Source organism: Chryseobacterium rhizosphaerae, assembly GCF_003385455.1.
GTDB classification, from domain to species: Bacteria; Bacteroidota; Bacteroidia; order Flavobacteriales; family Weeksellaceae; genus Chryseobacterium; species Chryseobacterium rhizosphaerae.
This window is the reverse complement of record NZ_QNUF01000018.1, coordinates 66,070-91,069: the sequence shown is the minus strand read 5'-3', so window position 1 is coordinate 91,069 and position 25,000 is coordinate 66,070. Positions and strand designations below refer to the sequence as shown.

22 protein-coding genes are annotated in these 25,000 nt (G+C 35.5%); 13 read left to right on the top strand and 9 right to left on the bottom strand.

What is annotated here, in order from left to right; translation table 11 throughout:
* The first annotated feature begins 5 nt into the window (after positions 1-5).
* From DRF57_RS15275 to DRF57_RS15250, 6 genes are all read left to right on the top strand, one after another.
* Positions 6-929 (top strand): AraC family transcriptional regulator, encoded by a 924-nt coding sequence (locus DRF57_RS15275; RefSeq protein WP_115919432.1) that lies wholly within the window; start codon positions 6-8, stop codon positions 927-929.
* 91 nt (positions 930-1,020) lie between these two features.
* Complete coding sequence (locus DRF57_RS15270; RefSeq protein ID WP_115919444.1) at positions 1,021-3,267, top strand: TonB-dependent receptor; 2,247 nt, start codon at positions 1,021-1,023, stop codon at positions 3,265-3,267.
* 48 nt (positions 3,268-3,315) lie between these two features.
* Positions 3,316-3,975 (top strand): hypothetical protein, encoded by a 660-nt coding sequence (locus DRF57_RS15265; RefSeq protein WP_047484396.1) that lies wholly within the window; start codon positions 3,316-3,318, stop codon positions 3,973-3,975.
* Between the two features lie 176 nt (positions 3,976-4,151).
* Positions 4,152-5,483 carry a 2TM domain-containing protein gene (locus DRF57_RS15260; protein ID WP_084086318.1) on the top strand — a complete coding sequence of 444 codons (1,332 nt, stop codon included), beginning with the start codon at positions 4,152-4,154 and terminating at the stop codon, positions 5,481-5,483.
* Positions 5,470-5,781, top strand: coding sequence for a 2TM domain-containing protein (locus tag DRF57_RS15255; RefSeq protein ID WP_115919430.1), 312 nt, complete (start codon positions 5,470-5,472; stop codon positions 5,779-5,781). Before DRF57_RS15260 ends, DRF57_RS15255 begins: the two co-directional genes overlap by 14 nt.
* Positions 5,782-5,969: 188 nt before the next feature.
* The gene (locus tag DRF57_RS15250; protein WP_115919428.1) at positions 5,970-7,142 is read left to right on the top strand and encodes a hypothetical protein; all 1,173 of its coding nucleotides are present in this window, start codon (positions 5,970-5,972) and stop codon (positions 7,140-7,142) included.
* 110 nt (positions 7,143-7,252) lie between these two features.
* On the opposite strand, the gene DRF57_RS15245 is transcribed toward DRF57_RS15250, so the two are convergent.
* The 4 genes from DRF57_RS15245 to DRF57_RS15230 all read right to left on the bottom strand — a co-directional run bounded on the left by DRF57_RS15245 (position 7,253) and on the right by DRF57_RS15230 (position 15,551).
* Complete coding sequence (locus tag DRF57_RS15245) at positions 7,253-7,852, bottom strand: hypothetical protein (RefSeq protein ID WP_123863330.1); 600 nt, start codon at positions 7,850-7,852, stop codon at positions 7,253-7,255.
* 67 nt (positions 7,853-7,919) lie between these two features.
* Positions 7,920-8,606: a hypothetical protein gene (locus tag DRF57_RS15240; RefSeq protein WP_115919424.1), complete on the bottom strand. Its 687-nt coding sequence runs from the start codon at positions 8,604-8,606 to the stop codon at positions 7,920-7,922.
* The gene (locus DRF57_RS15235; protein ID WP_115919422.1) at positions 8,606-15,088 is read right to left on the bottom strand and encodes an RHS repeat-associated core domain-containing protein; all 6,483 of its coding nucleotides are present in this window, start codon (positions 15,086-15,088) and stop codon (positions 8,606-8,608) included. The genes DRF57_RS15240 and DRF57_RS15235 overlap by 1 nt, the downstream gene beginning before the upstream one ends.
* A gap of 4 nt (positions 15,089-15,092) precedes the next feature.
* On the bottom strand, positions 15,093-15,551 hold the full coding sequence (locus DRF57_RS15230) for a hypothetical protein (protein ID WP_241508029.1): 459 nt from the start codon (positions 15,549-15,551) through the stop codon (positions 15,093-15,095).
* A gap of 752 nt (positions 15,552-16,303) precedes the next feature.
* Here DRF57_RS15230 and DRF57_RS15225 point away from each other — a divergent pair.
* Positions 16,304-16,708, top strand: a complete 405-nt coding sequence (locus tag DRF57_RS15225) for a helix-turn-helix domain-containing protein (protein WP_115919420.1) — start codon at positions 16,304-16,306, stop codon at positions 16,706-16,708.
* A 152-nt stretch (positions 16,709-16,860) separates the two neighbouring features.
* On the opposite strand, the gene DRF57_RS15220 is transcribed toward DRF57_RS15225, so the two are convergent.
* On the bottom strand, positions 16,861-17,010 hold the full coding sequence (locus DRF57_RS15220; protein WP_228450408.1) for a hypothetical protein: 150 nt from the start codon (positions 17,008-17,010) through the stop codon (positions 16,861-16,863).
* Between the two features lie 353 nt (positions 17,011-17,363).
* On the opposite strand from DRF57_RS15220, the gene DRF57_RS15215 reads away from it, so the two are divergent.
* The 3 genes from DRF57_RS15215 to DRF57_RS15205 are packed head-to-tail and all read left to right on the top strand — an operon-like array spanning position 17,364 to position 18,763.
* Positions 17,364-17,660 carry a 2TM domain-containing protein gene (locus DRF57_RS15215; protein ID WP_047484404.1) on the top strand — a complete coding sequence of 99 codons (297 nt, stop codon included), beginning with the start codon at positions 17,364-17,366 and terminating at the stop codon, positions 17,658-17,660.
* A gap of 24 nt (positions 17,661-17,684) precedes the next feature.
* Entirely contained in the window at positions 17,685-17,960 is a 276-nt protein-coding gene (locus DRF57_RS15210) for a 2TM domain-containing protein (RefSeq protein WP_084086322.1), read from the top strand.
* Between the two features lie 59 nt (positions 17,961-18,019).
* On the top strand, positions 18,020-18,763 hold the full coding sequence (locus tag DRF57_RS15205) for a LytR/AlgR family response regulator transcription factor (RefSeq protein WP_081988886.1): 744 nt from the start codon (positions 18,020-18,022) through the stop codon (positions 18,761-18,763).
* A gap of 219 nt (positions 18,764-18,982) precedes the next feature.
* Here the strand turns inward: DRF57_RS15205 and DRF57_RS15200 are convergent, their stop codons facing one another.
* Together DRF57_RS15200 and DRF57_RS15195 are read right to left on the bottom strand one after the other, a co-directional pair.
* A complete protein-coding gene (locus DRF57_RS15200; protein WP_115919418.1) occupies positions 18,983-20,209 on the bottom strand; it encodes a DUF6051 family protein in 1,227 nt (408 codons plus the stop codon).
* Positions 20,210-20,489: 280 nt separating this feature from the next.
* Positions 20,490-21,386, bottom strand: coding sequence for a hypothetical protein (locus DRF57_RS15195; protein WP_115919416.1), 897 nt, complete (start codon positions 21,384-21,386; stop codon positions 20,490-20,492).
* A gap of 146 nt (positions 21,387-21,532) precedes the next feature.
* On the opposite strand from DRF57_RS15195, the gene DRF57_RS15190 reads away from it, so the two are divergent.
* Positions 21,533-22,237, top strand: coding sequence for a glycine-rich domain-containing protein (locus tag DRF57_RS15190; RefSeq protein ID WP_115919414.1), 705 nt, complete (start codon positions 21,533-21,535; stop codon positions 22,235-22,237).
* A 24-nt stretch (positions 22,238-22,261) separates the two neighbouring features.
* Positions 22,262-22,612 (top strand): hypothetical protein, encoded by a 351-nt coding sequence (locus tag DRF57_RS15185; protein WP_115919412.1) that lies wholly within the window; start codon positions 22,262-22,264, stop codon positions 22,610-22,612.
* A 61-nt stretch (positions 22,613-22,673) separates the two neighbouring features.
* Here the strand turns inward: DRF57_RS15185 and DRF57_RS15180 are convergent, their stop codons facing one another.
* Positions 22,674-22,883, bottom strand: a complete 210-nt coding sequence (locus DRF57_RS15180) for a hypothetical protein (protein WP_084086617.1) — start codon at positions 22,881-22,883, stop codon at positions 22,674-22,676.
* Between the two features lie 151 nt (positions 22,884-23,034).
* The gene (gene mnmA, locus DRF57_RS15175; protein ID WP_047484415.1) at positions 23,035-24,222 is read right to left on the bottom strand and encodes a tRNA 2-thiouridine(34) synthase MnmA; all 1,188 of its coding nucleotides are present in this window, start codon (positions 24,220-24,222) and stop codon (positions 23,035-23,037) included.
* A gap of 212 nt (positions 24,223-24,434) precedes the next feature.
* On the opposite strand from mnmA, the gene DRF57_RS15170 reads away from it, so the two are divergent.
* On the top strand, positions 24,435-24,962 hold the full coding sequence (locus tag DRF57_RS15170) for a hypothetical protein (protein ID WP_052188446.1): 528 nt from the start codon (positions 24,435-24,437) through the stop codon (positions 24,960-24,962).
* Positions 24,963-25,000 lie beyond the last annotated feature (38 nt).

The window sequence follows — 25,000 nt, the reverse complement described above, 5'->3', positions numbered from 1 at the left end:
TATCTTTGCAGATCAGTACTTTTGATTTGGAAGAATATAAAAAACGGATCATAAAAGTGATCCACTATATTGACAATCATCTTGACACGGACCTCTCTTTGGAAAAAATAGCAGAGGTCAGTGCCTATTCTCCTTTCCATTTTCACAGAATATTTAAACTTATTACAGGAGAAACACTTCAGAACTATATTATCAGAAAGAAAATAGAAAAGAGTGCTTTCTACCTGGCGGTGCATAAAGAGGCTGAGATTAAAGACATTTATTTCGATCTTGGATTCTCAAGCCATTCGGTTTTTAGTAAAACATTCAAAAAATATTATGGAGTTCCTCCATCTGAATTCCGTAAGTCAGCACCTGAAACATTTCACAAGATTTTACAAACACAAAGCAAGAACGGACAAGTTGATACGGTTTTCAGCCAATACATTTGCAGTATTGAAAACCTATTAAATTGGACTACAATGAACTTAAAAATCGAAGTAAAAGAAATGCCGGAAATGAATCTGGCAGCAGTGATGAGTCTTGGGTTGGCCCAGGTGGAGCCCTCTTACAATATTCTCATAGACTGGGCAAAAAAGAAAAACCTGTTTCCGGGAGAAAATGTTAAAATGATTTCTGTGTATCATGATAGCTTTAAAATTACCCCTGCGGATAAAGTCAGAATTCATGCCTGTATGTTATTGGATGAAAAACTGGATAAGGCTCAGGGAGAGATATTTTCTGAAAGTATCGATGCCGGAAAATTTGTTATTGGAAGAGGAGAAGTAACGCTTCATGACTTTGAACAATGTTGGGTATCCTTGTTTTTATGGATGAATAAACACGGGTATTCCATGAGGAAAACATTCCCTTTTGAAATCTATCATTCCAACTTTAAAGAACATCCCGAAGGAAAAATGATTGTAGATTTCTGTATCCCTATTCACTAATTTTCCATTCAGTAACCAAACTATGCCTTTCAGTAAATTTTTTTTACAAAAAGGCATTTCTTGTAATATTTTTGACCAAGAAATTAGAACCATGAAAATACAAGGACAAAAATTACTATTCCTATTTTTCTTTTTAGCTTTTATAATGGGATATGCCCAGGTAAAAGTCTCAGGAAGGGTAGCTTTTAAAAATAAGGGAATAAGTGAGGTAAACGTTACACTCAAAGATACTTATGATGGAGCTACAACGGATGGGCAGGGAAACTTTTCTTTTGAAACCTCCGAAAAAGGAAGCCATATCCTCACCTTTACACATCCAAAATATGAAACCGTTGAAAAATCCATTGTTATTGAAAATCAATCTGTTGCTGTAAATGCAGATCTGAAGGAGCAGATCAGTGAGATTGATGCGGTAGTAGTTTCTGCAGGATCTATAGAAGCAAGTGATAAGAAAAGGGCTACCGCACTGCTTACTCCTATTGATATTTATACCACAGCAGGGGCAGATGGGCAGATATCTTCAGCATTAAACTATCTTCCGGGAGTTCAGAAAGTAGGTGAATCCGGAGGCCTTTTTATCAGGGGAGGGACAGGAACAGAATCCAGGATTTTTATGGATGGAAGCCTGATCAATAATTATTTCTCTAATTCTATCCCCGGAATTGCAGGAAGAGACCAGTTCAATACCTCTCTTTTTAAAGGGAATATATTTTCAAGTGGCGGATATTCTGCTCTTTATGGCCAGGCCCTTTCCGGTGTGCTGATGTTGGAAAGTGTTGACCTTCCGGATCAGAGTTCTTATGATATTGGGATTTCTCCCATTTTTTTGAGTGCCGGATTTCAAAAATTAGGCGCTAAAAAAGACTATTCCTTTGGCGCTTCTGTAGGATATTCAATTTTAAGCCTGATGCAGAAAGCCCTTAATTTCAATACAAATTTTATTGATGCTCCGCATGGACTTAACGGTGACCTGAATTTTAGAGTTAAAACAAAATCAGGAGGCTTTTTTAAGTATTACGGAATGTACAATTCCAATACAATGGGAGTGAGGTCAGAAAGTCTTGAGCCGGAATACGACTTTGGACTGGTAAGACTCAAAGGGAAAAATACCTACCATAACCTATCGTTCAGACAGAAATTTGGAAAATACCTGCTAAATGTAGGAGGCTCGTATTCCTATAATGAATCAGATCTTAATTTTTCTACAGAAACTCAGGAAAGAGAATCAGATAGAACAAAACTGCTGACAGATGGAAATTATATCAATTTTAAAGCAGTACTCGAGAGAAAGATTAATAAGATCAGTGCGGTAAGAGGAGGTTTTGAACTGAATAACACCAATGAAAAACTCAATTTTGAAGAGGTGCAGAAGAATTATAAAGACTTAATTTCTTCAGCTTTTGTAGAAACAGACCTTGGATTCAGTAATGCATTATCTGCAAAAATAGGGGTGAGGGCTGAGCATTCTTCTTTTCTGGGAAAAAGTAATATTGCACCCCGTTTTGCATTAGCCTATCGTCTTGCAAGAGACTGGACAACCTCTTTGGCTTACGGACTTTTTTATCAGAATCCTGAAAGCAAATATATCAATGGCCCGGCAGAATTAGGTTTTCAGAACTCACAACATTTTGTTTTCCAGGTGCAAAGAAGTTCAGAAGGAAGAAGTTTACGCCTTGAAGCTTTCTATAAAAAATATGATCAGCTGATTAAAACATTTAATGTTATCCCGGGAAAAGAACAAAATCAACAGATTCAGACGGCTCTGAATAACGATGGTTACGGATATGCAAAAGGACTGGAACTGTTTTGGAGAGACAACAAAAAGACATTCAAGAATATTGATTACTGGGTTACCTATTCATTCCTGGATTCAAAAAGAGATTTCCTTAATTATCCGGTGAGTTTAAAACCAAATTTTGCAGCAGAACATACCCTTTCAGCCGTTGTTAAAAGATTTATTCCGGAGTGGAAAATGGGAGTGAACCTTTCTTATACCTATGCTAAAGGCCGTCCCTATTACGATATTGCTTCTACGTTTGATAACGGAAAAGCCATTAATTATACCAGAAATGAGGGAAGACTGAAAGATTATAATGCCCTTAATTTCAGCATCAATTACCTTCCGAATCTTGGAAAAAAAGACGCAAAAGCATTTACGGTGCTGGTATTAAGTGTTTCCAATGTTTTAGGATCAAAAAATGTATATGGGTACAATTTTTCTGTGGATGGCTCACGAAGCTCAGCAGTTGTTCCCCCTGTCAATACCTTTGTATTTGTTGGAGCATTTATCAGCTTTGGAGTCGATAAAACAGAAGATGCTATTAATAATAACCTATAAAAGTCTACCTTAGACCAACCATTTAACTAACTTTTAAAAAATAATATAATGAAAAAATACCTTTTAAGCTTTGCTTTAGCTTGTATGAGTTTAACTGCTTTTGCACAGACAGATTATGAAAAAATCATGACTGAAAAAATAGCTAAAATAGAAACCTGTAAAACACCGGAGGATTTTCAGACCCTGGCCAACGATTTTGAGAGAATAGGAAGTAAAGAAAGCTCACAGTGGCTGCCTCCCTATTATGCCGCTTTTTCTCAGATTCAAAAAGGAAGGGTGATGATGAGAAACGGGAATATGCAGGAGCTTGATGGCGTGGCATCACAGGCAGAAAAATTTCTTGGGCTGGCTCAAAGTCTTGCAGGAGCTGATAATGCTGAAATTCATCTGTTGAAGAAAATGGCTAATTCACTAAGAATGATGGTCAACCCTGCGCAACGTTTTATGACCGATGGGGCAAGAGCTTCAGAAGAACTTAATATTGCCGAAAAACTGGATGCTGCTAATCCCAGAATTGCCCTGATTAAAGCCGAAGACATTTATTTTACGCCTGAACAGTATGGCGGAAGCAAAACAAAAGGGCTGGAATTGTTTAAAGAAGCATTGGTCAAATATAATAACTACAAGCTTAAGACCGCACTGGATCCCAATTGGGGAAGATCCGAAGCAGAATACTTTATCAGCCTTCCTGTTGAGAAAACCAAATAAAAACACCAGCAGAAGAGCAGGAAAAGGATGTCTCTAAGGCTTAAAACCGATTAACTCAAAAAACCTTCATCCCATGAAGGTTTTTTTATACCATTCAGGATTAAAAACCAGCCTTTCGGTAAGAAATAATTTTTGATACCTTTAATAAAAACTAATTTTGAGCTAAGAAAACGATCATGAAGCGTAATAATTTTATAACCTTGTTTTGGGTCTCTCTGGCCGTATCCATGTTTTTCTTTTTTGCCTTTACATCAGAAAAGACCATCGAGAATTTCCTGTATACAATCCTTATTTCCATGCTGTATTCTTTCGTGTTGGGAGGGGGAAATGGAATGCTTAACAGCTTTCTGAATAAAAGAATTCCCTGGGCAGAAGCAACAACGAAAAGAGCAATTTTAAGTATTGCCTCTATTCTTATCCTGAATTTTGTGCTGGTTTATTTTTGTAATTATGTCAATTTTGTACTGATCCAGAAAGCGGTGACTACAGAAACATTTTTTTCGGAAAAATATAATTTTATCAATTGGTTTACCATAAATGTAGCATTGCTTATCTCTGCCTTTCTCCATGCAAAAGGATTCATGGAGGAACTGAAGAAAACATCCCGGAAAGAAGTGGTGGAGCAGAAGCTTATTGCAAAGTCTGCCAATGCACAGTTTGAAAGTTTAAAGAACCAGCTTGACCCTCATTTTCTTTTTAATTCATTGAATGTTCTCAGCTCTCTGATTGATGAAAACCCACAGCAGGCCCAGAAATTTACCGCCTCAATGTCTAAGATTTACCGCTATGTACTTGAACAGAAAGACAAAGAACTGGTGACGGTAGAAGATGAAATAGAATTTGCAAAAACCTATTGTAACCTTTTAAAGACAAGATTTGAAGACAGTGTAGATTTTGTCTTCGATGTTGCCAAAGAAGACTATCAGAAATATGTGGTTCCACTCTCGCTCCAGCTATTATTGGAAAACTGTATCAAACATAATTTTGCTACTTCCTCAAAACCTTTGGTCATCAGAATATTTTCAGATGGAGGAACCCTCTGCATCGAAAATAACCTTCAGGTCAGGGAGCAGATCAAAGAAAGCTCAGGGATAGGACTTTCCAATATCGTACAGCGCTATGCTCTCCTTACCAAAAGGAATGTTTTTATTGAAAAATCAGAAGATTATTTTAAAGTAAAACTTCCGATGCTTTCAGCTAAACCCAATATTGTCAGTGTAAAACCTGATGATGAAATAAAAGCATACAAAAGAGCACAAAAAAGAGTAAAAGAAATCAAAGGATTTTATACCAACCTGATTTCTTATTGCATTATTATTCCCTTTTTAATTTTTATCAATCTCTTTACGGGAAGCCGCAGTCACTGGTTTTGGTTTCCGGCACTGGGATGGGGAATTGGCCTGGCTTCCCATGCGTTTCAGGTCTTTGGCATTGGGGAGTCCTGGCAGGAAAAGAAGATTAGAGAAATTATGAATCAACAAAAGAACAGAAATAATGGAAACATTTGACGAAAATGATATTCAATACCAGCTCGCTAAAAAACAGGTAGACAGATTGAGAGGCTTTTATGGACATCTATTTGCTTATATTGCTGTAAATGCGATGATTGTTGTGTACAATTGTGCCAATCTGAAACCTGGAGAAAGTTATTTTCAGTTTAAAAACTTCTTTACAGCGACATTCTGGGGAATTGGTCTCCTTGCCCATGCGGTAACGGTTTTTATACCCAAGACCAATTTTATGAAAAAATGGGAAGATAAAAAGATCAGAGAACTGATGGAAAAACAAAACTCTAAAGAAGACTGATAAAGGAAAAAATAATATATATCTTTACTTTTAAAAGTGTTTATGTCTAAAAATATAGCTTATCTTGAAACAGGATCTTGAAAAAAATAGGGCTGAGATACTGTTTCTTGTCAATGATAAATCTTTGGGTAAAGTATGCTTGAATATATGGAAATAATCTCGATAATTAAATTAAATCCAAATAACGTATGAAAACAACATTTTTTTTATTTTTCGCCATTTTTTCTTTGAATTTAAAAGCACAAAATGTTTATAAATTTTCAAATGATATTGAAAAGGAAATCAATAATGATAAAAGTAAGGATGATTCTTATAAATATCAAATTGGAGCAATGAGGTATTCTATATCAAATTATTATTTTAAGGGATTACAAACCTGGGATAAACTAAGGCAGAAGGAAAAAAAAACACCTAAAGATTATAGTTTGAAATTCATAAATCATAAAGTTGAAAATGCTAAAGATTATATCATAAATAAATCAAAAAAAGAGGAAATAGTGATTCTCAATGAAGCACACCATTATGCAAGTCATAGAATGTTTGCGGCATCTTTATTAAAAGGACTTTATGAAAATGGCTATCGTTATTTAGGTATTGAAGCTTTAGGTGATGATTCAATAAATATTAGAAAATTTCCAACAACACAAAGTGGCTTTTACACTTCAGAACCACAATTTGGTAATTTCATTAAAATTGCTTTGGATTTAGGTTTTACATTATTTAAATATGAGGCAGAACAAGGGAAAAATGGGAAAGAAAGAGAGATGGAACAAGCAGAAAATATCTATCAATTTATGCAGAAAAATAAAAATGGAAAATATTTTATTTACTGTGGATATGAGCATGCATATGAAGGAAAACACCAGACTTGGGAAAAAACAATGGCAGGAAGACTTTCTGATCTAACAAAGATAAATCCTCTTACAATTGATCAAACGCAATTTTCTGAAAGAAGCAACCCTGAGGAGAATGATCCATTATTAAGCACTATAAATGGGAATTATCCTGTTGTTTTATTAGCAGAAAATAAAATGGTACTTACAGGAATTCAAAAGGAATCTTTTACCGACATAAAAATTATACATCCAATTACCACCTATATTAAAGCAAGACCTAATTGGATGCTTAATAAAAGTCGCAAATTTTATGAAATACCAACCTCTTACATTAAAAGTTACCCCTCTTTGATTTTTGCCTACAGAAGGAGTGAATTTGAAAATAAGGGTGTTCCGGCAGATATTATAGAATTACTAAGTGTAAAAGACTCAAGATATCTTATTTTAGACCAAGGCAATTATGATATTGTAATAAAAGATAGAGAATATAATATTACTAATAAATTTGAAAAAAACATAGAATAACTGTTGATTTATAGTTTATAGAAAACAAAATCTCTCCTGAAGCTGATCAGGAGGGAAACCATCAAAAAAGATCAAGTGAGTGCATAGCCTTACTGGCTTAGCACCTATTATCATTCAATTTTTCGTAAATCGCTTAAAAGTTGATTCATTCTTTCCTCTCTTTCTTTCCTCTCTTTTCTCTCCTTAGCTTCTCCATTTTTATCACCCCAATAATCAAGATATACCGATTCTCTACTAAATGCAGCTTCTGCCCACTTTTTTACTTCAGGTTCAATACGGCCTTCCAAAAACAATTGAGAAAATGCCAATGCAATTACTTCGTTATCAATTGCATTTAAATCGATATATTGGTTGTGCATGGTATTGACTATCCTCCTAAGCCTCTCTGGATCTTTGCCATCCAAATAAAGATCAAATCCGGGATATCCTAAACTAACAAGCTCCTCTTCCATAAACTTTTTTACATTTTCTTTTGGATGCTCCCGCTTCCAATCACAATACAAATAGTATGTATCATTTCCAGTATCATTTCCAAAGGGGGACCATGCATCTAGTACATCATAATAAAAGTTGCTTTTCATTATTTTCTTTGCCGCCTCACTTCCATTCTTCCATTCAATCTCTATATACTTTGGAGAAGATTGAGCCATGCATACCTCACAATATAGTAGACAGCTAAAAATTGCTAGGGTGTTAATAATTTTTTTCATAGGTGTATATTAAGCTATTTGAAAAGAAGCAAAGTAGGAAATCTTCCTACTTTGTCTCATAATGTATTTAATTAATTATTTCCTTCAAATTGAAAATTTCAGGTGCTGTAAAAAGGGTGTTAAAAACACTGCTGTAGCTAAATGCCAAAATATCACCATCTAGCTTAAAATTTTTGAAGTTGGCGTCTGTCATTATCTTCCAAGTTTCAAAATCTTTGAGTTTAATCCACTTTTCGTCAGAATCTCTGACTAAAGCCAGTTGTGCTCGTTCAGTTGAAAGGTCTATTACAACGGTATAAACTTCCTTGTTATATTTCAATTTCTTCTTAATCGGTGAAGTAGTTACCTTCCAATCTTTATTTTTTAGTTCATCCAAAGACTTTATTACTTCAGATTTATCGATTAAAAAGTAATCGTCCGAAAGATTACTGAAAAGAACCTTCCATTTTTCAATTAGGAAATCTTTCCTCTTTCGTTCAGAAAGATTATTCCAATCTGTTTCTTTAATTGCAATTGAAATATTTATAATTCCAGTACTTGGCTTCTTATTATAATACAGCCCTTTAAAATATTCTATGTCGTCATTTTCCAAATCGGAATAAAACATTAGCATTATTTTTTGTACTTTTTTGTCTCTATTAATTTTATCCTGAATTGCAGGTATAAGTAATATTTCAAGTAATGTGCGATAATTAGCAATTCCTGAATATTCCTCAATTGAACCTGTATAGATTGTAAACCAAATATTTCTCATTATTTCAAATTAAGATATTTTATTAGATATTCTGTTAACTTATCTGCTTTTGGATACTTTTGGGCATATGGCATCGCCCCAGTATTTTGAACATATTGCCATACATAATACTTTTCGTATAAAAAAGCTTCGTTCACTGAGACTCCTTGGTGCAGATACATCCAATTATGTGGCCCCTCCTTGGCATAATCTCTATTTAGTCCTGAAATCTGCCTTGAAGGCCTGCTGTCTGGATCTTGTGCCCTGGTTATTCCAAATTTTGCAACTTTTTCTCTACCCATTATAGTATAAACATACGCTTTAGGTGGGCCCGAACTATCACCTCTTACAGATAATAATAGGCCTAAAGCAAATGTTCTTGCCAATATAGTATTACCTGTACTTGCTACCGACGACCAGGTAAGGCCACCACCTGCTCCAATAACACCTGCTCCGGCTACTTCCGCGCCAATTGCTCCTATCAATATCCTTGCAGTCACTGCCGAGATTATTCCCGCAGAAGCTAATTGTCCTATTTCCATTTTATCAAACGGCGGCTTTATACCTCCACTTGCGCCATACTGAGCGAAGCCTGCCATTTGGAAATATTGTTCAGTTTCACCCGTTTCATTATAATCAGGAGAAACGATATATTTATATCCTGCATCAACTCCAGTAGAGGTCATACTATTCCCCGCTAAATTAAATGAATAATTTATTCCAGAGAATCCTGTTAATGCACTTTTAAAAATGTTTTGCCCATTGGTGAGTCCATTAAATATACTTCCAACAGCTCCCACTACGGAATTTTGAATAAATTTTGTTCCGTATACACTAATATTGCTTATCCCCTGACCAAGAGCGGCCCCGGCGAATGCTCCCCCCACTACAGAAGTCCAGGTGTTTTTCCAATCCCATTTTAAAGGATTCCAATTTCCATGATTGGCCTGAACTCCACTGAAATAACTCCCTACCATAGCCCCAAAAAGCCATGCTAAGAACTCTCCACTTGGATCATTATACATCAGCGGATTATTCATCACATACCCATACTTGTTATAGTTTTGGGTATTCATAGGATTCTGTATATTTTCATCAGCATTTAAGAACCTTCTTAAGAGCGGATCATACAACCTGCCATTCATGTGGATAATCCCTACCTCTGCAAAATGTTCATGGCTGGTATAGCCCCTATCTATTAATAAAGCAGAATTATCAATGATGTTTTTATCCGTGATCACTGCTCCGTCATTTCCAAATGACAGGGCTACCAAGCTGCCCCATGCATCATAATGCCTTTGCTCCAGCTTATTTCCCGCTTCATCGCTGATGGCAAGAATGCTTCCTATATAGTCTTTATGAAGAAATTTATAAGAACCGACAATCTGACCAAAGTCTTTCAAATATACAATATTGGATTCATAAGGACTGCCACCAATGTATAAAATATGTTTCTCTTTGCCTATGCTATTGTCTTTTACTACTTCAAAGCTACCGTCTTCACTATAGAATTTCGTGAATTTTCCTTCTCCCTTAGGATCAAAATTACCGCCATAACTAACCTTCTGTCTCATACCTGAAACCCCATACTGAAAGGCCACATCCCCTTTCATCCCATCAATAAATACCGGGTCATTATTCTCATTATACACAACACTTTGGATTAAATCTCCATTATAGTTCTGTATTCCGGCGGCATTCAGGGTCATTCCTGTAGGCTGGTAAATTTTAGCAGAATTTTCATATTTAATGATCCCTACCTGGTCATTTTCCATGATTCTTCCTTTAACATCATAAATATTTTGAGAATTCTGTCCTGTTACCGGATTGGTCCAGTTGATCAGTCGGTTATTATCGTCATAATCAAAAGATTCTGTAATACCGAAATCTCCTCCGGTCCCTCTTGTCTTCAGCTCATTCTTTATGGCATCGAATGAGTAAGTGAGTTCAAGAATACCTGCCATTACCGGTGAGGAATGATTGACATTTGTAAGGAAACCATTAACATCATAGGTATTACTGACAGCTGTTGTACCCAGACTGGCTTTTACTAACTGTCCTTTGGTATTGGCTTCTTTCAGTTCCCAGAGAATTTTTCCAGAGCTTTTATCTTTCATCTGATAAAGATCACCGTTCCATGGGCTGTATACATTTTCTACCATAACTTTAGTGTAAGCTCCCGAAGACTGTAATTCTTTTTCATAAGAAACTATTCTTCCTTTATCGTCGTAGGTGATACCTTTCTGCGAATAAGTTTTCCCATTACTATTTTCTACAGAAGATAATAACCTTCCCTGAGGGTCATAGGTGAATTTATAAGTAAGTATCTGACCTTTTGCTACACATAATTTTCCTAAAAGCAACCCTTTATTATTATAGGTAAAACCAATTGTTTTATTAGTTGCCTGCCCACCATCAGTAGTAGAAAGCTCTTTCTGGGAAATAAGCTGTCCTAAATTATTATATTTGTATTCTTTTGTTCCTTTCGGGCTAATAGTCTTATTAGGTTGCCCGAGTCCATTATATTCATATTTATAGATCCCGTTAGAAGGGTCATTAAATTCTGATTTCCTTCCCCATGCATCATATTTAGTACTCACTGTATTTTCTTCATAAGCAGCTATTGTTTGTTGCCCGGCAGCATTATATTTGAATTTGACAATTCCTCCCTTATCTGTTGAAGAGATCATATTTCCTAAAGCATCAGCAGTTTTGGAAGTTGTTCTTCCATACCCGTTAGTTTCCTTAACGGTCGTTGTCAATCCTGAAACAGTAGTTTCCGTTTGCTTACCACTAAATGCGGTAGTTGTTACTTTGGCAGGGTATACAGAGTCATCGTAAGCAATAGTATTAAATTGACCCGGGCTCTGCCCCTCAAAATAAGGCTCAGATTCCCTGATTTTTCTACCTAATATATCATAGTAGGTTTCTTTAGATACAAATTGTCCCTGTCCAAAGGCTTTAGTGGTTGTTTTATATTCCTGCCCCAATTTATTGGTGAAGACTTTTGATATATTACCATCAGGGTCATTTTGAGTAACTGTTACGTTGGCATTAGAGTCTCTTTCATAGGTATAGCTGGTTGTTCCCTGTAAATTGGTTGTGGAAGTGAGCAATTTGCCCCAGCCGTCATAGGTGTTGGTTAGGGTATTTCCCAATGGGTCTGTCTGGGTTAATATCTGCCCCTGATCATTATAGGTAATCTGGGTTTCTAATCCTAAATTATCGGTTTGTTTAATGGCAAACCTTCCTTTGCTTTCATATTCTGTCTTCGTGGTCTGGGTCCCGGAATCTGTACTATTGCTTATCATTTTCTGGGTGAGATTTCCAAAACCGTCATAGCTGTAGGTATCCAATATATGGGCAGTATTATTTTCATTCCATTTTTTTATGGTTTTTATACGGTTGCTTTCATAGGTATACTCCTCTTTACCTGACTTGGTATCATTATATGCCTTAATAACCTCAGTTTTGGATGTTGGGCGTCCTATATAGTAATCAGCACCAACACCAGAAGGATTGTTATTATATTCATAGGTGGTGGTCGTTTCAGCAAGACTGGAGTTGATCTTCGAGATGCTTTGTACCGGAAGATAATATGCTCCATACGTAATGGTGCTCTCGGCAGTAGCGTTTGTTAAGAAATCCTTTCCTTTGCTTGTTTTAGGGAGAATCACGGTAACGACATTAGCTTTGTCTGCACTAGGGGCATTTGTTATTACCTGATCGTTTAAAAGCTTGTCAGTTTGATAGGTTGTAGATTTAAAACTCAGTAGTTGGGTATTATTTTCAGAAATATCTGCCGGGAATATTTTAGTCTCATCGTTGGTTCTGATGGACCATTCTTTAACTGGTACCCCTTCATTAAGAGGATCTACTTCAGTTCCGGACCATATGATTGTATTCTCAAAACCAGCCCCATACCATGAAGAGCTTGCCAGCTGTCTGAAACCAATAGTCTTCTTATTATGCAGATTTATCATAAGCCCACGATAGCGGAATTTTTTAAATCTACTATTGGTTGTAATCATTGAAACTATTTGTGAATTTATTTCTCCCAGTTCCATTAATGGATATTGTTCATTTTTTATTGGCTTATAGTATCCTCTGACTGAATCTGAGCCATCATAAGTAATTGAATTTGTTACTTCCCCCTGTACAATTCTGTTAATGGATGAATTTGGAAGATTAGAATAATGAAGAAAACTAGTTATTCTGCCAAGATTTGGATTTGATGTAGGCGTATAAACATATAATTCATTCTGCTTTAATCCTAAAATATCTCTAAAAATATAGGGTGCATTATAATTAGTAGTAACAGGCTGGTTGGCACCAAATTGAATTCTCCCATTTAAATACCCTTGATTTTCATGAACTTTTATTGTAAGTGAGGTATTTGCAGAAGTAGATGACGTAATACTATAGCTGGTACCAAAATCTATAATATCAGACTTCCCATCTGCGTTAATGTCTAAAACTTTGGCTGTGTAATAATAACCATTTTTATTACCTGTATTGCTTTCAGTTGTATTAAAATCATTGAAATAAGGAGTTTTTAAGAAGCTTTTCCCCGTATTTAGATTGACAATATAATGATTATTACTATTTGTACGAACAAATAAATCTGATATCCCGTCCCCATTGAAATCACCCATCTGTACCTGGGAAGAAAGTCCGGAATAATTCGCAGAAAATACTTCTGATAAGCTATAATTTCCCTGGCTATTTTTTTTCAGATTATAGGCCCGTAATATATTTTCAGGTACAGACTCTCCATTTATAGTAGTATTCGAGTCAAGATCAGATCTCCCAATATCATCAATTCCATCCCCATTAAAATCTCCAAAAAGAAGATTTTCATTTTTATAAAAATCAAATTGGAAAAAAGGGAAGGAATTGTCTTGTTGTTTGACCACAATGTATTTGTTCTCCTCATAAGTTGTTGTATCACAATCTCCCTCTTGTGGTAATTGACCGTCCAAATGTGGACATGTTTTAGTTCTAACAGAGTTATTTTTTGCTATCAGGACTTCCGGTATGCCATCCCCTTCGATATCATAGGGAATAAGCTTCACTATATTACTTACTTTTGAATATGAATAGTAAATATCGGGAGGGTAATTACTTTCACTTTCATCCCATTGATTACGGGCAATAACTTTTGTTCCTGCTAAATATAAGGCATTAGGATAGGACTGAGTTGAAACATTGATACGTTTTGTTAAATCAATAAGATAATAGTTAAGGGTTAAGTCTCTTGTTGTTGGATTTATCGAATAAGAAACAAATCCCTGTTTACTGCTGACAAAATTATTAGCATCTTTGATATTTAATGGAGCCGCGCCCTTATAAACATTCTCCGGACCTAAATAATATTTGGGTAAGTCATCCCCATAATGTAAATAATAACCTCCTGGCGTACCTGCTGATGCATTTTGATATATAATAAAATCCGTAGCATGAGTTCCGCGAAAATCACCACCCAAAGTAAGCTCATAAAAATTTTTCCAACTTCCGGTATTAACATGGGTGTTATTGGGGTTATTCTCAGTTCTAAAAAATTCAATTGGGTTTGCAGGCTGATTTTCTGAATTATATTCTTGTATTTTGTCTACAAATTGATATTTTGTATTGTCAGACTTGTAGATTATATCATACTTTTTATACTGGGAGGTATTGGTATTTACCACAATATTGTTTAGCAGCTTATCCTGAATAAAGGATATACCATTCATATAAGACTGTTCTATGAGCCCTCGTGTCACGTTTACATTATAATTGAACACAATTTCATTAAAATGGGTCTTCCCTAAAGTTTCATTTCCTCCCCATTTAATGGAAGAAATTACCGCGACATGAGTTCCTGTGTCTTGTGTATAATTATATGTGATATAATTTCCCTGCGCATCCTTCCATTTCACAATATTATATTCCAAAGGAGTCCTGGCGCTACTATCACCTGAACCTGTTGCTCCATACCAGGTCTGGGATCCGTCAGGGGAAGTAATTTCCCAATATTCAGGACCCTGCCACAGCTGTCCTGAAACTGCCCCCACAGATTTAATCCTTACATTAGAATACTTCTCCGTTATATATTCTGCACCATCTTTGCCGTATTCTCCCGATTTTAAAATGAGCCTTTGTCCGTTGAAGCTGTAATAATCGGTATAATCTAACTGAACACCTTTCACTTCTCTGTCTCTTTCAATATTCTTTCCGATCCTTGAAATTGAGCTAGTACCCGCGATATTCCATCCATAGCCAGAAATTCCATTGGATGCGCCGTTGTTATAGACAAGATTTACCTGCGGGGCTGCATTTTTTATACCCGGCGGTAGAGCGATGGGTAATGTAAACTGAAGCTGTCCGGCTCCATTAACCTCAATATTTCCTTTGGTATCATGAAATTTCTGTGTCGGAGTCGTTTGTGCAAAATACATCATGGAGATGAAAAACAGCACAAAGGACGAAAGTAATTTTCTTTTATTGTTATTGTATTTCATGGCATTATCTTTTAGTGATGTTTTTACTGAAAGCTCTTCCGTCCTTTAGCGTAAAGCGCAGTACATATACGCCCCAGTCATAGCCTGTCATGTTAATCTTCAGCTGCCTGTTAAGGTCAGGTAAATTCTGTTGCTGGAATTTCCAGTGTACGGTGCTGTGCTGGTATAAAGAGACGGATTCTATGAGTCCGTCTGCTTTTTCTGTCCAGTCGATCGTTAAAACATCATTAACCGGAACAGGATACAGGCGAATCTGTTCCCAGAATGTTTTTTCATCCATCAGCTGTGATCCCGCTAAAGAAGATGTTTTGGATTGTTCAGAAGCCTGTCTGGCTGCGGAGTCAGGACCCCGGTACCGTTGATTCCCGGCTTCGTCATACTTAAAGTAAACTTCTGTTACCTGGGCATACGATAGTCCCAGGGAAGCGCATAAGAGTGATGCGCTCAAATAGATTTTTTTCATTTGTTGATTTTTTTGTGAAGATAAAAATTAGAAATAATTCCCAATTGAGGGAATTGTGTTTTGTGCAGTTTTGTCGACAGGATTTGTTATCCTGAATGATAGAATACTTTCATACAAATTTATTTTGAAAAATGGTGTGTAGCCTGATCAAAAATCAGGTTTTGCAATCGATAGTCTTTAGAGACCTTAAGGCTTTTAAAGCCCTGCACATAATAAACAAGGAGACTCCTTACATTGTGCATACAAGAAATTAAGCGTAATAACCGAACTTCTTTTCACTCATTTGTTATTGTTTTTTCTTCAGGTGAACTTACACATTGTATAAGAACTCTGAAATACGTAAAATTACCGTCTTTTACATCCGGATTTTTACGGTAATAAAGTCGAAATTGTATTCCTATTTTTTCATTTCGTGTCTTTTATTTTTCAATTTTTTTTCTTAAAAACAAAGCTACTAAGCGATAGCGACAGAACTAGTCGTATTTTATTATACTTGAAAAAAAAATTAAATACCCACATTCAACAAGATCATTAATGAGCCTATCGAAGAGCTATTTATCTATGAATTTTTATACACTTTTATACTACTATTTGCATGGTTGGAATTCTTATAAAAAAGCATTTCGCAAAACTTTTCTTAAAAATGTTAAATAATTTTCTAAGCCACAATTCCAATATGAATAAAATACTATTCCGTTTGGAATAAAAACTTTCAGTAAAAAGATTACCTTTACATTTTAAAATTATGGAATATGAATAACGGTATAGGTTTCAAAATAAAAAAATTAAGGGAGCAGAAAGAAATTTCTCAGGAAGATCTGGCGTACCATTTAAACATTTCCCAAAGCTATCTTAGCAAGATCGAAAATGGATTGATAGAAAAGATAGATTTTCTTTTTATGCAAAAAATAGCGGATTTTTTTAAAATAGAACCGCAATATTTTCTGGATGATCAAATAGTTCAAAACAATACCGATAATAATCATAATTCTGCTGTTGGAAATATTTATAGTACTGTTACCATCCATAATACAATTTCTGAAAGTGTTTTAGAAAATTTGATTCAAAACCAAGAGCAGCTTACGAAGCAACAGGAACAAATAGCTCAACTAATGGCGATACAAAATAAATTGATTGAAAATTTATTAAAGAATTAGACTAAATTTATTTAAATGCTTCTGATAAGAAATCATAAAAACAATTTGTATAAATATTTTTACAACTGTTTATGAAGAAAACAGTCAAAGCAGCTAAAAAATAAGGGATTAAAAAACCATACCGGATGTATATATGATTTTCTTCATAAGAATTAACTTTCAGGGGCTGAGATATTGCTATTATCAATAAGACTTGGAAGAAGATCTTTTTTGTTTTTAATGCCCAGAGATTTAAGTTTTTGAGTCTGAATGATAAGGTTGTCATTACCTGTGTGAAGCTGTTTGTAGGCATCGTTATACACATTTTTAGCCTGATCAAGATTCCTATCACTTCCCCAAGGTTTTTATTTAATCCAAATTTCAATCCTGGATCTTTCTAAAGTATAGTCATTTACAAATCAGTTTCCACACATCAGGGCTTTAGCGTTATGTCATTTTATGGCAGATAAAATCTTTATGTCTTTACAACAGCAGAATAGGTGGAAATCCTTTACTGTCTTGCATTTTCTGAAAACAATATTTCTGTTAATTCCCGGACTTTTACCATTCGGATAGCATATTCTACCATTCGGTAATATAAAGTTGATACAGGGCTGTTTTCCTTCATACATTTGAATCAGCAAAAACAAATTACTAACCTTAAAAACAACGTATTATGGAAATTTTATCATCAAGTAAAGAAACACTAGCCTACCAAAAAGCTTCCAAAAGAGTAAAAGAATTAAAAGAATTCTACGGGAACCTTACCTCGTTCTGCCTGGTTATTCCTTTTTTAGCAGCACTGAATCTTTTGACGGCTCCCGGATATTTATGGTTTTTATGGCCAATGCTTGGCTGGGGGATTGGAATTGCCTTCCATGCGGTTAATGTCTTCGGAATCGGAAAAAATTGGGAAGAGAAAAAGATCAGAGAATTAATGGCTGAGGAGAAAGGAAAAACAAAAACATTATAATCATTTTTAAAACAGATAACAATCATGGATTACAATACAGCATACGAAAGAGTGAATAAGATCAAAAAGTTCTATAAAAGTCTTTTATGGTTTGGTATCATAGCAGGAATCATTCTTCTTAATGACTTTTTGAAAGATCATTTTGCAGGAATTAACATATTCAGCGGACATCTTTTTCTGATAATTTGGGCGATAATTCTTACGATAAAAGCAGTAAAACTATTTGTTTTTGATGCCGAATGGGAGAAAGAGCTGATCGAGAAAGAGCTTGGAAAAAACAAAAAGCCAATAGATTTTTAAAACTGTCTGCTTTTATTTAACTTTATTTCCTAAAAACTGAAATTAAAACGAATAACCTGATGATCAGAACTGTCATTATCGAAGACGAAAAACCAGCTTCCAGAAAACTGGAAAGAATGTTAAGCAATTTTCCTGAAATTGAGGTCGTTGCCAAAATAGAATCTGTGGATGAAGGAGTAGAATGGTTCACGGAAAATGAACATCCCCAGCTGATATTTTCAGACATTGTTTTAGGTGACGGATTGTCTTTCGATATATTTGAAAAAATACCTACCAAAGGTTTTATCATTTATACCACAGCTTTTGATCAGTATACCCTGAAAGCATTTAAATTAAACAGTATAGACTATCTTTTAAAACCTATATTGGAAGAAGACCTTTCGGGAGCTGTGGAGAAATTTAAATCATTTATTCCGGCAGACAATACAACAGGCTCTCAGGATATCAAGCAGCTGATCAAAAAGGAAAAATCTACTCTTTCCAGGGTATTGGTAAAGATTGGATATAACCTGAAGATTGTGCAGACAGAGGAAATCAGCTGTTTTTTCAGTGAAAACAAAATCGTCTACCTTCAGACACAGGAACGCACTTATCCTTCAGATTTTACATTGGATGAACTGGAAGATATTCTGGAAGAGAAAAAGTTTTTCAGAGTAAACAGGCAGTTTATTATCAATTCTGATTTTATTAAAAACATTCATACCTCACCTTATTACAAAGTGGACCTTGCATTTCAGCCGGACGAAGAAATTACAGTAAGCAGAGATCGCGTCAAAGACTTTAAAGATTGGCTGGTAAGTTAGGATTGGGAAGCCAATGCTTTTAATGTGAGGGAAGCTTATGTTTTTAAAGTGTAATGGAAATAATTTCAAGTGATTACATGAGTTATTCTCACGTAAATATTTAACCTATTAAAACATAATCATGGACCTTATTATTCTATTTTTTAAGTTTTTTCTTGAGATCTTTTATCCTCAAAGCTGAACTCTTTTATCGGCTCCAAACTATGGATTAAGAGGAGCTTATTGCCCGTAAAAATCACTGGCTGATTTTATAAACTCATGAAAACCAGTGGTAACTTCTTTCTTATTTTTATGGGTGAGGGGGAAGGGCACCATATGAGAATACTCAAAAGGAAAATCCTTGATCTCAACTTCCACATCAATATCTCTGTAGCCTCCCTGTAACGTGTTCAAAGCTTCAATAGGAGGGGCAACATGATCCTGTTCCAGTACATATACCTTTATCTGTGACTGAAGCTCCCGGATTCTGTCTTCCCTTTCTTTTTGAAAATAATTATATCTGAGCATCTTTTTAAACCAGCTTTCCTGTGGATGTAACGCCTCATTTTGGTAGTGCTTTAACCGTTTGTCTGTTTTAAAATCTGAAATTAATAACTCAGTAAAGGCAGACTGGACTTTAATAGCAGACTGAGCATCCATAATATATTTTGAGATCGGAAACATCCTGTCAATCGTCATTCCTCCACAAAAACAAAAAAGTCTGGACTGTGAAAAATAGCCTCCCGGATCAGCCATTTTGATAATCATGGAAAGGAAAGACCCAATAGAATACCCAAATAGGTCTAAGCTGGCATCTGCAGAAATACTATTTATTTTATTGTTTTTAATGTCTTTGATCACTTCGATCATATCAGAATAAGTCTGTAATCCTGACCAGAAAATTCTTTGCGGATGGGCTTCCAGTCTGGAACTTATTGCCGCATTGACAAAAGAATAATTAGTGTTTTCAGGATATCTTTCTTTCCTGAAGTTGACAATATCTGTCATATGCTGACGGTCACTCCAGATGGGATCAGCACGATTCATATGGAAGGCGATGGGAAACAGAATAATAGCCTTATGCGTTCGTTGAGCAAGCTCGTAGGCCCAGGGTAGATATTTATCCCACTTCTTTTCATTCAGCCCATGGAAAAAAATAATACTTCCTTTCGCTGTTTTCACATCAGCTCTTTTAAGAATATAATATTCAAAATTTTTGTTGCAGTCTATGTCAAAGTCCTTTGTATCTATCGAAGGCTGATCATACACCAAATACGCTTTCTCATTGATTTCCGGTTGGTGATGGTGTCTTATGCATTCGGAATTGGAAGATCCATACAATAATCCTGAGGCTTTTGATAAGAAAGGAATAGATTCTATGGTCACATTTAAATCCCTTATTTCTGTATACCTTTTTTGGGAATCAAAATGACTTTTCAAAACTTCATATAATTCATAATATTCCATAATAAGATAATTAAGGGTTTATAATTAGAACTATTAATGTATGTAATTATTACTGTAATGCACAGATTTTAAGCATTTAAATGTATTCTTGGCATAGGAGAGACACCTTGTATCAACTTGAATTTTTGAAGGCGGGAAGAGCGTAGTTTTTAAAGATAAAAATGTGGTCATAGTTCAGTTTCAGAAGTGAATAAAAAGACAAGTTCTTCCTGTTTTCCTCTTTGCACCTCGGGATCTAATCACTTATCCCGAATTTTGAAAGCCACAATATTTTATTCAATTACCTGTAATCTATTCTGTTAGCTTCAGTGTCTTCAAGCTGTTTTAATATGGACTCGGGGATCTCATCACTGTCTATCGGAAAACTGATGGAATCTGAAATAAAATTTTTTCGGTCTGCTTTCCGGAAGATTTCAAATAAGGCTATAGGCTCCTGATTAAAACTGATACAGGTGCTGATGAAATGAAGTTCGTGCAGCTTATAGTCCGGATTTTTAAGCTTTTCTTTGATATCTTTTATTCTGGAAACAAAATGCCTCTGACGGATAAAAGTATTGCTGTTCATGATAATAAAAACATAATCCGAATAAGCGGTCACTTTCCCGAAATATTTATGATGGTCACCTCCGCTTCTTTCAATAAAGTATTCTCCCGTGGTTTCGGATTTGTAGATCTCCATGGCGGAGCGCCAGATCCTGTCTTCTTTGGCCAGTAAGGGGTTTTCCGGAAGATTTCTGTTATAAGAATACCAACAGCCCACCAATCGGTCTAAAAGAGCGGTATTCGGGGCTGCATTATTCATATCAATTTTAAGATCATTAAAATTAAAAGCTTCCGTATTGGAATTAATAAAATCTATATAATTTGAGTAGCCTAAAACCCTGACAATCAAACTTATCTTTGCCAGATTGGGGCGGCTTAGAACAGCGTTTTCGTTGTGGTGATATTTCTTTAATTTATTGATAATCAAGTGTTCATAAAGGTAATTCAACCCTAAGAGATCCGGATCTTTTTTTATCTCTTTTTCAGAATAATCACTGATAATAAGGTCATTAATTTCTGCACTAATGTAAGACCATTCCGTTTTGGTAACGTCTTGCCAATGGTTTTTCTTTAAAAATTGCCGGCTTAAGAAGTTCATGAGCTTCTCAAGGTGTAAAATATCTTCTTTTTTCATCTGTTTATTTTCTTTTTAGGTTTCAGATGGAGTTCGGAATTCTGTAAGACTAATTTAAGATTTTTATCGATCCAAATGAGACTATTGGAAGACTTTTATATTTTAAAATCAATAGATATTTGAGTAGAAAAATTAAAATCAAAACAATGGAAACAAAAATGGTATTACAAGACGAGTCTCTTTGGAGCAGGATCCAGGGATTTTCCTTAGACGCCCCTGATGCCGATTTTCCTTTTTCCAAAAAACTGGCAAAAGAAGAAAACTGGACGGTAGATTTTGCCCGGAAAGCAATTGAAGAATATAAAAAATTTGTATATCTCTGCTGTATACTTCCGAATGGGGCTTCCCCAAGCAAAATAGTAGATAAAGTATGGCATATGCATTTGATTTACACTCAAAATTACTGGGAAGAATTTTGTCCTGATATTTTAAAAAGAAATCTTCATCATCACCCTTCAAAAGGAGGAACAAAGGAGATTACAAAACATCGGGATTGGTTTTCAGAAACCCTGAAAAGCTACAAAGAGATTTTCCAACTGGAGGCCCCCTCCGATATCTGGCTTCAGCAAGGAGAAAAGCAAAATTGGAGGAGTTGGTGGAAAAAGCTTCGCTTCATACCGTTACTGGTTATGCTTTCAACATTGTCATCCTGTCTCGGTGAGATTGTCATAACCCTGGGATCCGTGATACTTTCAATCGCTGTCATTTTTATCATCAGCCTCATTGCTACCACATTTCAGGAAAATAAAGCTAAAAACGGCAATGATTCCGGAACCGGTTGTGGAGGAAGCAGTTGTGGAGGAGGAGGTTGCGGAGGCGGTTGTGGTGGCTGCGGAGGATGTGGTGGGTAAGAAATACCAATTAAAACAAGAATTATGAAAAAATACATCATCCATTTAGCTCCGTTTATCATCAGTTTGATATGGCTTGTGGCAGAATGTCAGACTTTTAATCCCATTTTTCTAAAAGGCCCCGAATTTCTAACATTCTACTTAATTCTTTTACTGGGCTTTTATGCTTCCGTTTTTGGACTGAGAGTATTTCAGGAAACAGTTTCAAAAACCACTTTTTATGGCCTGGCTTTCATTTTTGGTTTAGGGATTTTAAAACTGATCAGGGGAATAATGCTGGATAAGCCGATTGGTTTTTTAGTGATGATCCTGGTTCTTGAATGCATTGCAGGAGCAGTATTTATTCCATCTTATTTCAAGAATACACGCAAGTAATTGGCTTAATCCAAAAATAAACCCGAAACAAAATAGCTTCGGGCTTATCTATATTTAGATATTATATATCTTTCTGTTTTTCCTTTGTAGGTTTGTTGCCGTATTTTCGGACCATAATAGAAGTAAGAACCACTAAAATGAGACTTAATGCAATATTTGAATGATCAGGATGTACAATAGCCTGGTATAGATTATAACCAAAAACGGCAGATACTAAAGCGATCAGAATATTGTTTGCATAAGCATACTGGTTTTTTGTAGTCGTTTTCATAGGAATATTTTTTATTGTTATGTACTCAGTAAGTACAACAACTTGATAAACGTTACAGAAAACTTTCAAAAAAAAATCTTTTTCAAAGAATATGACAATATAGTATACATACAGCCACTCATCTCCCTGAAATTTAGATTCCCGATCTCTGCTATGCAATTACGCCACTTCCGATAAGTTCGTCATCAATATACCAGGAGGCAAACTGTCCTTCAGCAATAGCAGACTGAGCTTCCTCAAATTCAATATAAAAAGCATCTTCAAACTGATATAAAGTAGCTTTCTGCAAAGACTGTCTGTATCTGAATCTCGACATAACTTCCATGGATTCCCCATTTTTCAGCTTCATATCTTCACGTACCCAGTGCAGTTCAGCATTATCAACTTTTAAAGCCTTTTTGTATAGTCCCGGAAAATGACTTCCTTCGCCTACAAAAATGATATTGTTTTCCATATCTCTCGATACAATAAAACAGCTTTCTTTATGACCACCTATTCCTAGACCTTTACTTTGTCCAATGGTGAAAAACTGTGCTCCCTGATGCTTCCCGATTACTTTTCCGTCAGCTTTTTTATAATCAATCTTTCTCGATAAAAATATAAGCTCTTCCTCTTTGGAAGAAAATTCTGGTATTTCTTCAGAAAACAGAGGTGAATCTTTGAAGATCTCTACGATTTCCCCCTCTTTAGGTTTCAATTGTTGCTGTAAAAACTGAGGAAGACTTACTTTTCCAATAAAACATAATCCCTGAGAATCTTTTTTATCAGCTGTTACCAACCCTATTTCTTTTGCAATCTCTCTTACCTGAGGCTTTGTAAGCTCTCCAATAGGGAACAATGCTTTTGACAGTTGATCCTGGCTCAGCTGACAAAGAAAATAAGACTGATCCTTATTATTGTCTTTTCCTGCTAAAAGATGGAAAATTTCTTTACCGTTTTCGTCAAAAGTGGAATTTACTCTTGCATAATGTCCTGTAGCTACTTTATCAGCACCTAAAGACATTGCTGTTTTCATAAAAACATCGAACTTTACTTCTCTGTTACACAAAACATCAGGATTCGGAGTTCTTCCTTTCTCATATTCCGCAAACATATAATCCACAATACGTTCCTTATACAGCTCGCTCATATCAATCACCTGGAAAGGAATCCCAAGCTTCTGAGCGACCATTAAGGCATCGTTGCTGTCCTCAATCCAGGGACATTCATCTTCTAACGTTACGGAAGCATCATTCCAGTTTCTCATAAATAAAGCCACTACCTCGTGACCTTGTTGTTGTAGCAAATATGCTGTAACACTAGAATCTACACCTCCGGAGAGGCCTACTACTATTTTCATTTTATTTCAATTTTACGAAACTCTTAACGGGAGTTCTTAGTTTGATGCGGCAAAAATACAACTAAAAAAATTCGTAAAAAAACCATAATTTTAAACATTGATAAAAACGATGTTAATATAGAAAACAGTATTAACGAAGTTTCGAACAGCTATATGAAGATGAAAGTGATGCTGTTGTTATATATGACCTTAGACAAAATAAATAGATACATATGAAAAAGTTTATTATTCCATTGATGCTGATATGCTCAGGATCAGTTTTTTCCCAGATTTCAGTCGGGACACCCACTCAGGAAACCAACAGATGGACTTTCGGAGGAGGAATTGGGGTGGGTTTTGGAAGCAACAGTTCTTTTTACCTGCAGGCATCACCAAGAGTAGGGTACAGGCTTACTGAAGATCTTGAAGGGGGAGTTGTAGGGAGTGTTTCATGGCAGACTTCAGATTATTATAAGTCTACGATGTTTGGAGTAGGCCCGTTTGTCAATTACTACTTTGCAAGATCATTTTATCTGGGCGCCAATTTTCAGCATTATTTTATTAATTATAAAGACAAGTACTATGATTATAAATACAATGAAGAAGAAAATGCGCTCTATCTTGGTGGAGGATATATGCAGAGAATAGGCAATAATTCTTTTATGCAGATCGGGCTGATGTATAACGTGCTTTATAAAGAAAACTCGAGTGTATTTTCAAGCGGACTGATTCCTAATATAGGATTTGTGGTGGGGTTATAATACGGTTTGTCCGTCCATATAAGATCCATGGGATATTG

Bases quoted from the DNA above. Each gene is read 5' to 3' on its own strand.
- DRF57_RS15225 (WP_115919420.1), top strand. From the start codon at position 16,304: ATGAATAACGGTATAGGTTTCAAAATAAAAAAATTAAGGGAGCAGAAA.
- DRF57_RS15245 (WP_123863330.1), bottom strand. From the start codon at position 7,852: ATGAAAAAAATTATTAACACCCTAGCAATTTTTAGCTGTCTACTATAT.
- DRF57_RS15260 (WP_084086318.1), top strand. From the start codon at position 4,152: ATGAAGCGTAATAATTTTATAACCTTGTTTTGGGTCTCTCTGGCCGTA.
- DRF57_RS15170 (WP_052188446.1), top strand. From the start codon at position 24,435: ATGAAAAAGTTTATTATTCCATTGATGCTGATATGCTCAGGATCAGTT.
- mnmA (WP_047484415.1), bottom strand. From the start codon at position 24,222: ATGAAAATAGTAGTAGGCCTCTCCGGAGGTGTAGATTCTAGTGTTACA.
- DRF57_RS15255 (WP_115919430.1), top strand. From the start codon at position 5,470: ATGGAAACATTTGACGAAAATGATATTCAATACCAGCTCGCTAAAAAA.
- DRF57_RS15265 (WP_047484396.1), top strand. From the start codon at position 3,316: ATGAAAAAATACCTTTTAAGCTTTGCTTTAGCTTGTATGAGTTTAACT.
- DRF57_RS15205 (WP_081988886.1), top strand. From the start codon at position 18,020: ATGATCAGAACTGTCATTATCGAAGACGAAAAACCAGCTTCCAGAAAA.
- DRF57_RS15230 (WP_241508029.1), bottom strand. From the start codon at position 15,551: ATGAAAAAAATCTATTTGAGCGCATCACTCTTATGCGCTTCCCTGGGA.
- DRF57_RS15215 (WP_047484404.1), top strand. From the start codon at position 17,364: ATGGAAATTTTATCATCAAGTAAAGAAACACTAGCCTACCAAAAAGCT.
- DRF57_RS15180 (WP_084086617.1), bottom strand. From the start codon at position 22,883: ATGAAAACGACTACAAAAAACCAGTATGCTTATGCAAACAATATTCTG.
- DRF57_RS15200 (WP_115919418.1), bottom strand. From the start codon at position 20,209: ATGGAATATTATGAATTATATGAAGTTTTGAAAAGTCATTTTGATTCC.
- DRF57_RS15210 (WP_084086322.1), top strand. From the start codon at position 17,685: ATGGATTACAATACAGCATACGAAAGAGTGAATAAGATCAAAAAGTTC.
- DRF57_RS15240 (WP_115919424.1), bottom strand. From the start codon at position 8,606: ATGAGAAATATTTGGTTTACAATCTATACAGGTTCAATTGAGGAATAT.
- DRF57_RS15185 (WP_115919412.1), top strand. From the start codon at position 22,262: ATGAAAAAATACATCATCCATTTAGCTCCGTTTATCATCAGTTTGATA.
- DRF57_RS15250 (WP_115919428.1), top strand. From the start codon at position 5,970: ATGAAAACAACATTTTTTTTATTTTTCGCCATTTTTTCTTTGAATTTA.
- DRF57_RS15195 (WP_115919416.1), bottom strand. From the start codon at position 21,386: ATGAAAAAAGAAGATATTTTACACCTTGAGAAGCTCATGAACTTCTTA.
- DRF57_RS15270 (WP_115919444.1), top strand. From the start codon at position 1,021: ATGAAAATACAAGGACAAAAATTACTATTCCTATTTTTCTTTTTAGCT.
- DRF57_RS15235 (WP_115919422.1), bottom strand. From the start codon at position 15,088: ATGAAATACAATAACAATAAAAGAAAATTACTTTCGTCCTTTGTGCTG.
- DRF57_RS15190 (WP_115919414.1), top strand. From the start codon at position 21,533: ATGGAAACAAAAATGGTATTACAAGACGAGTCTCTTTGGAGCAGGATC.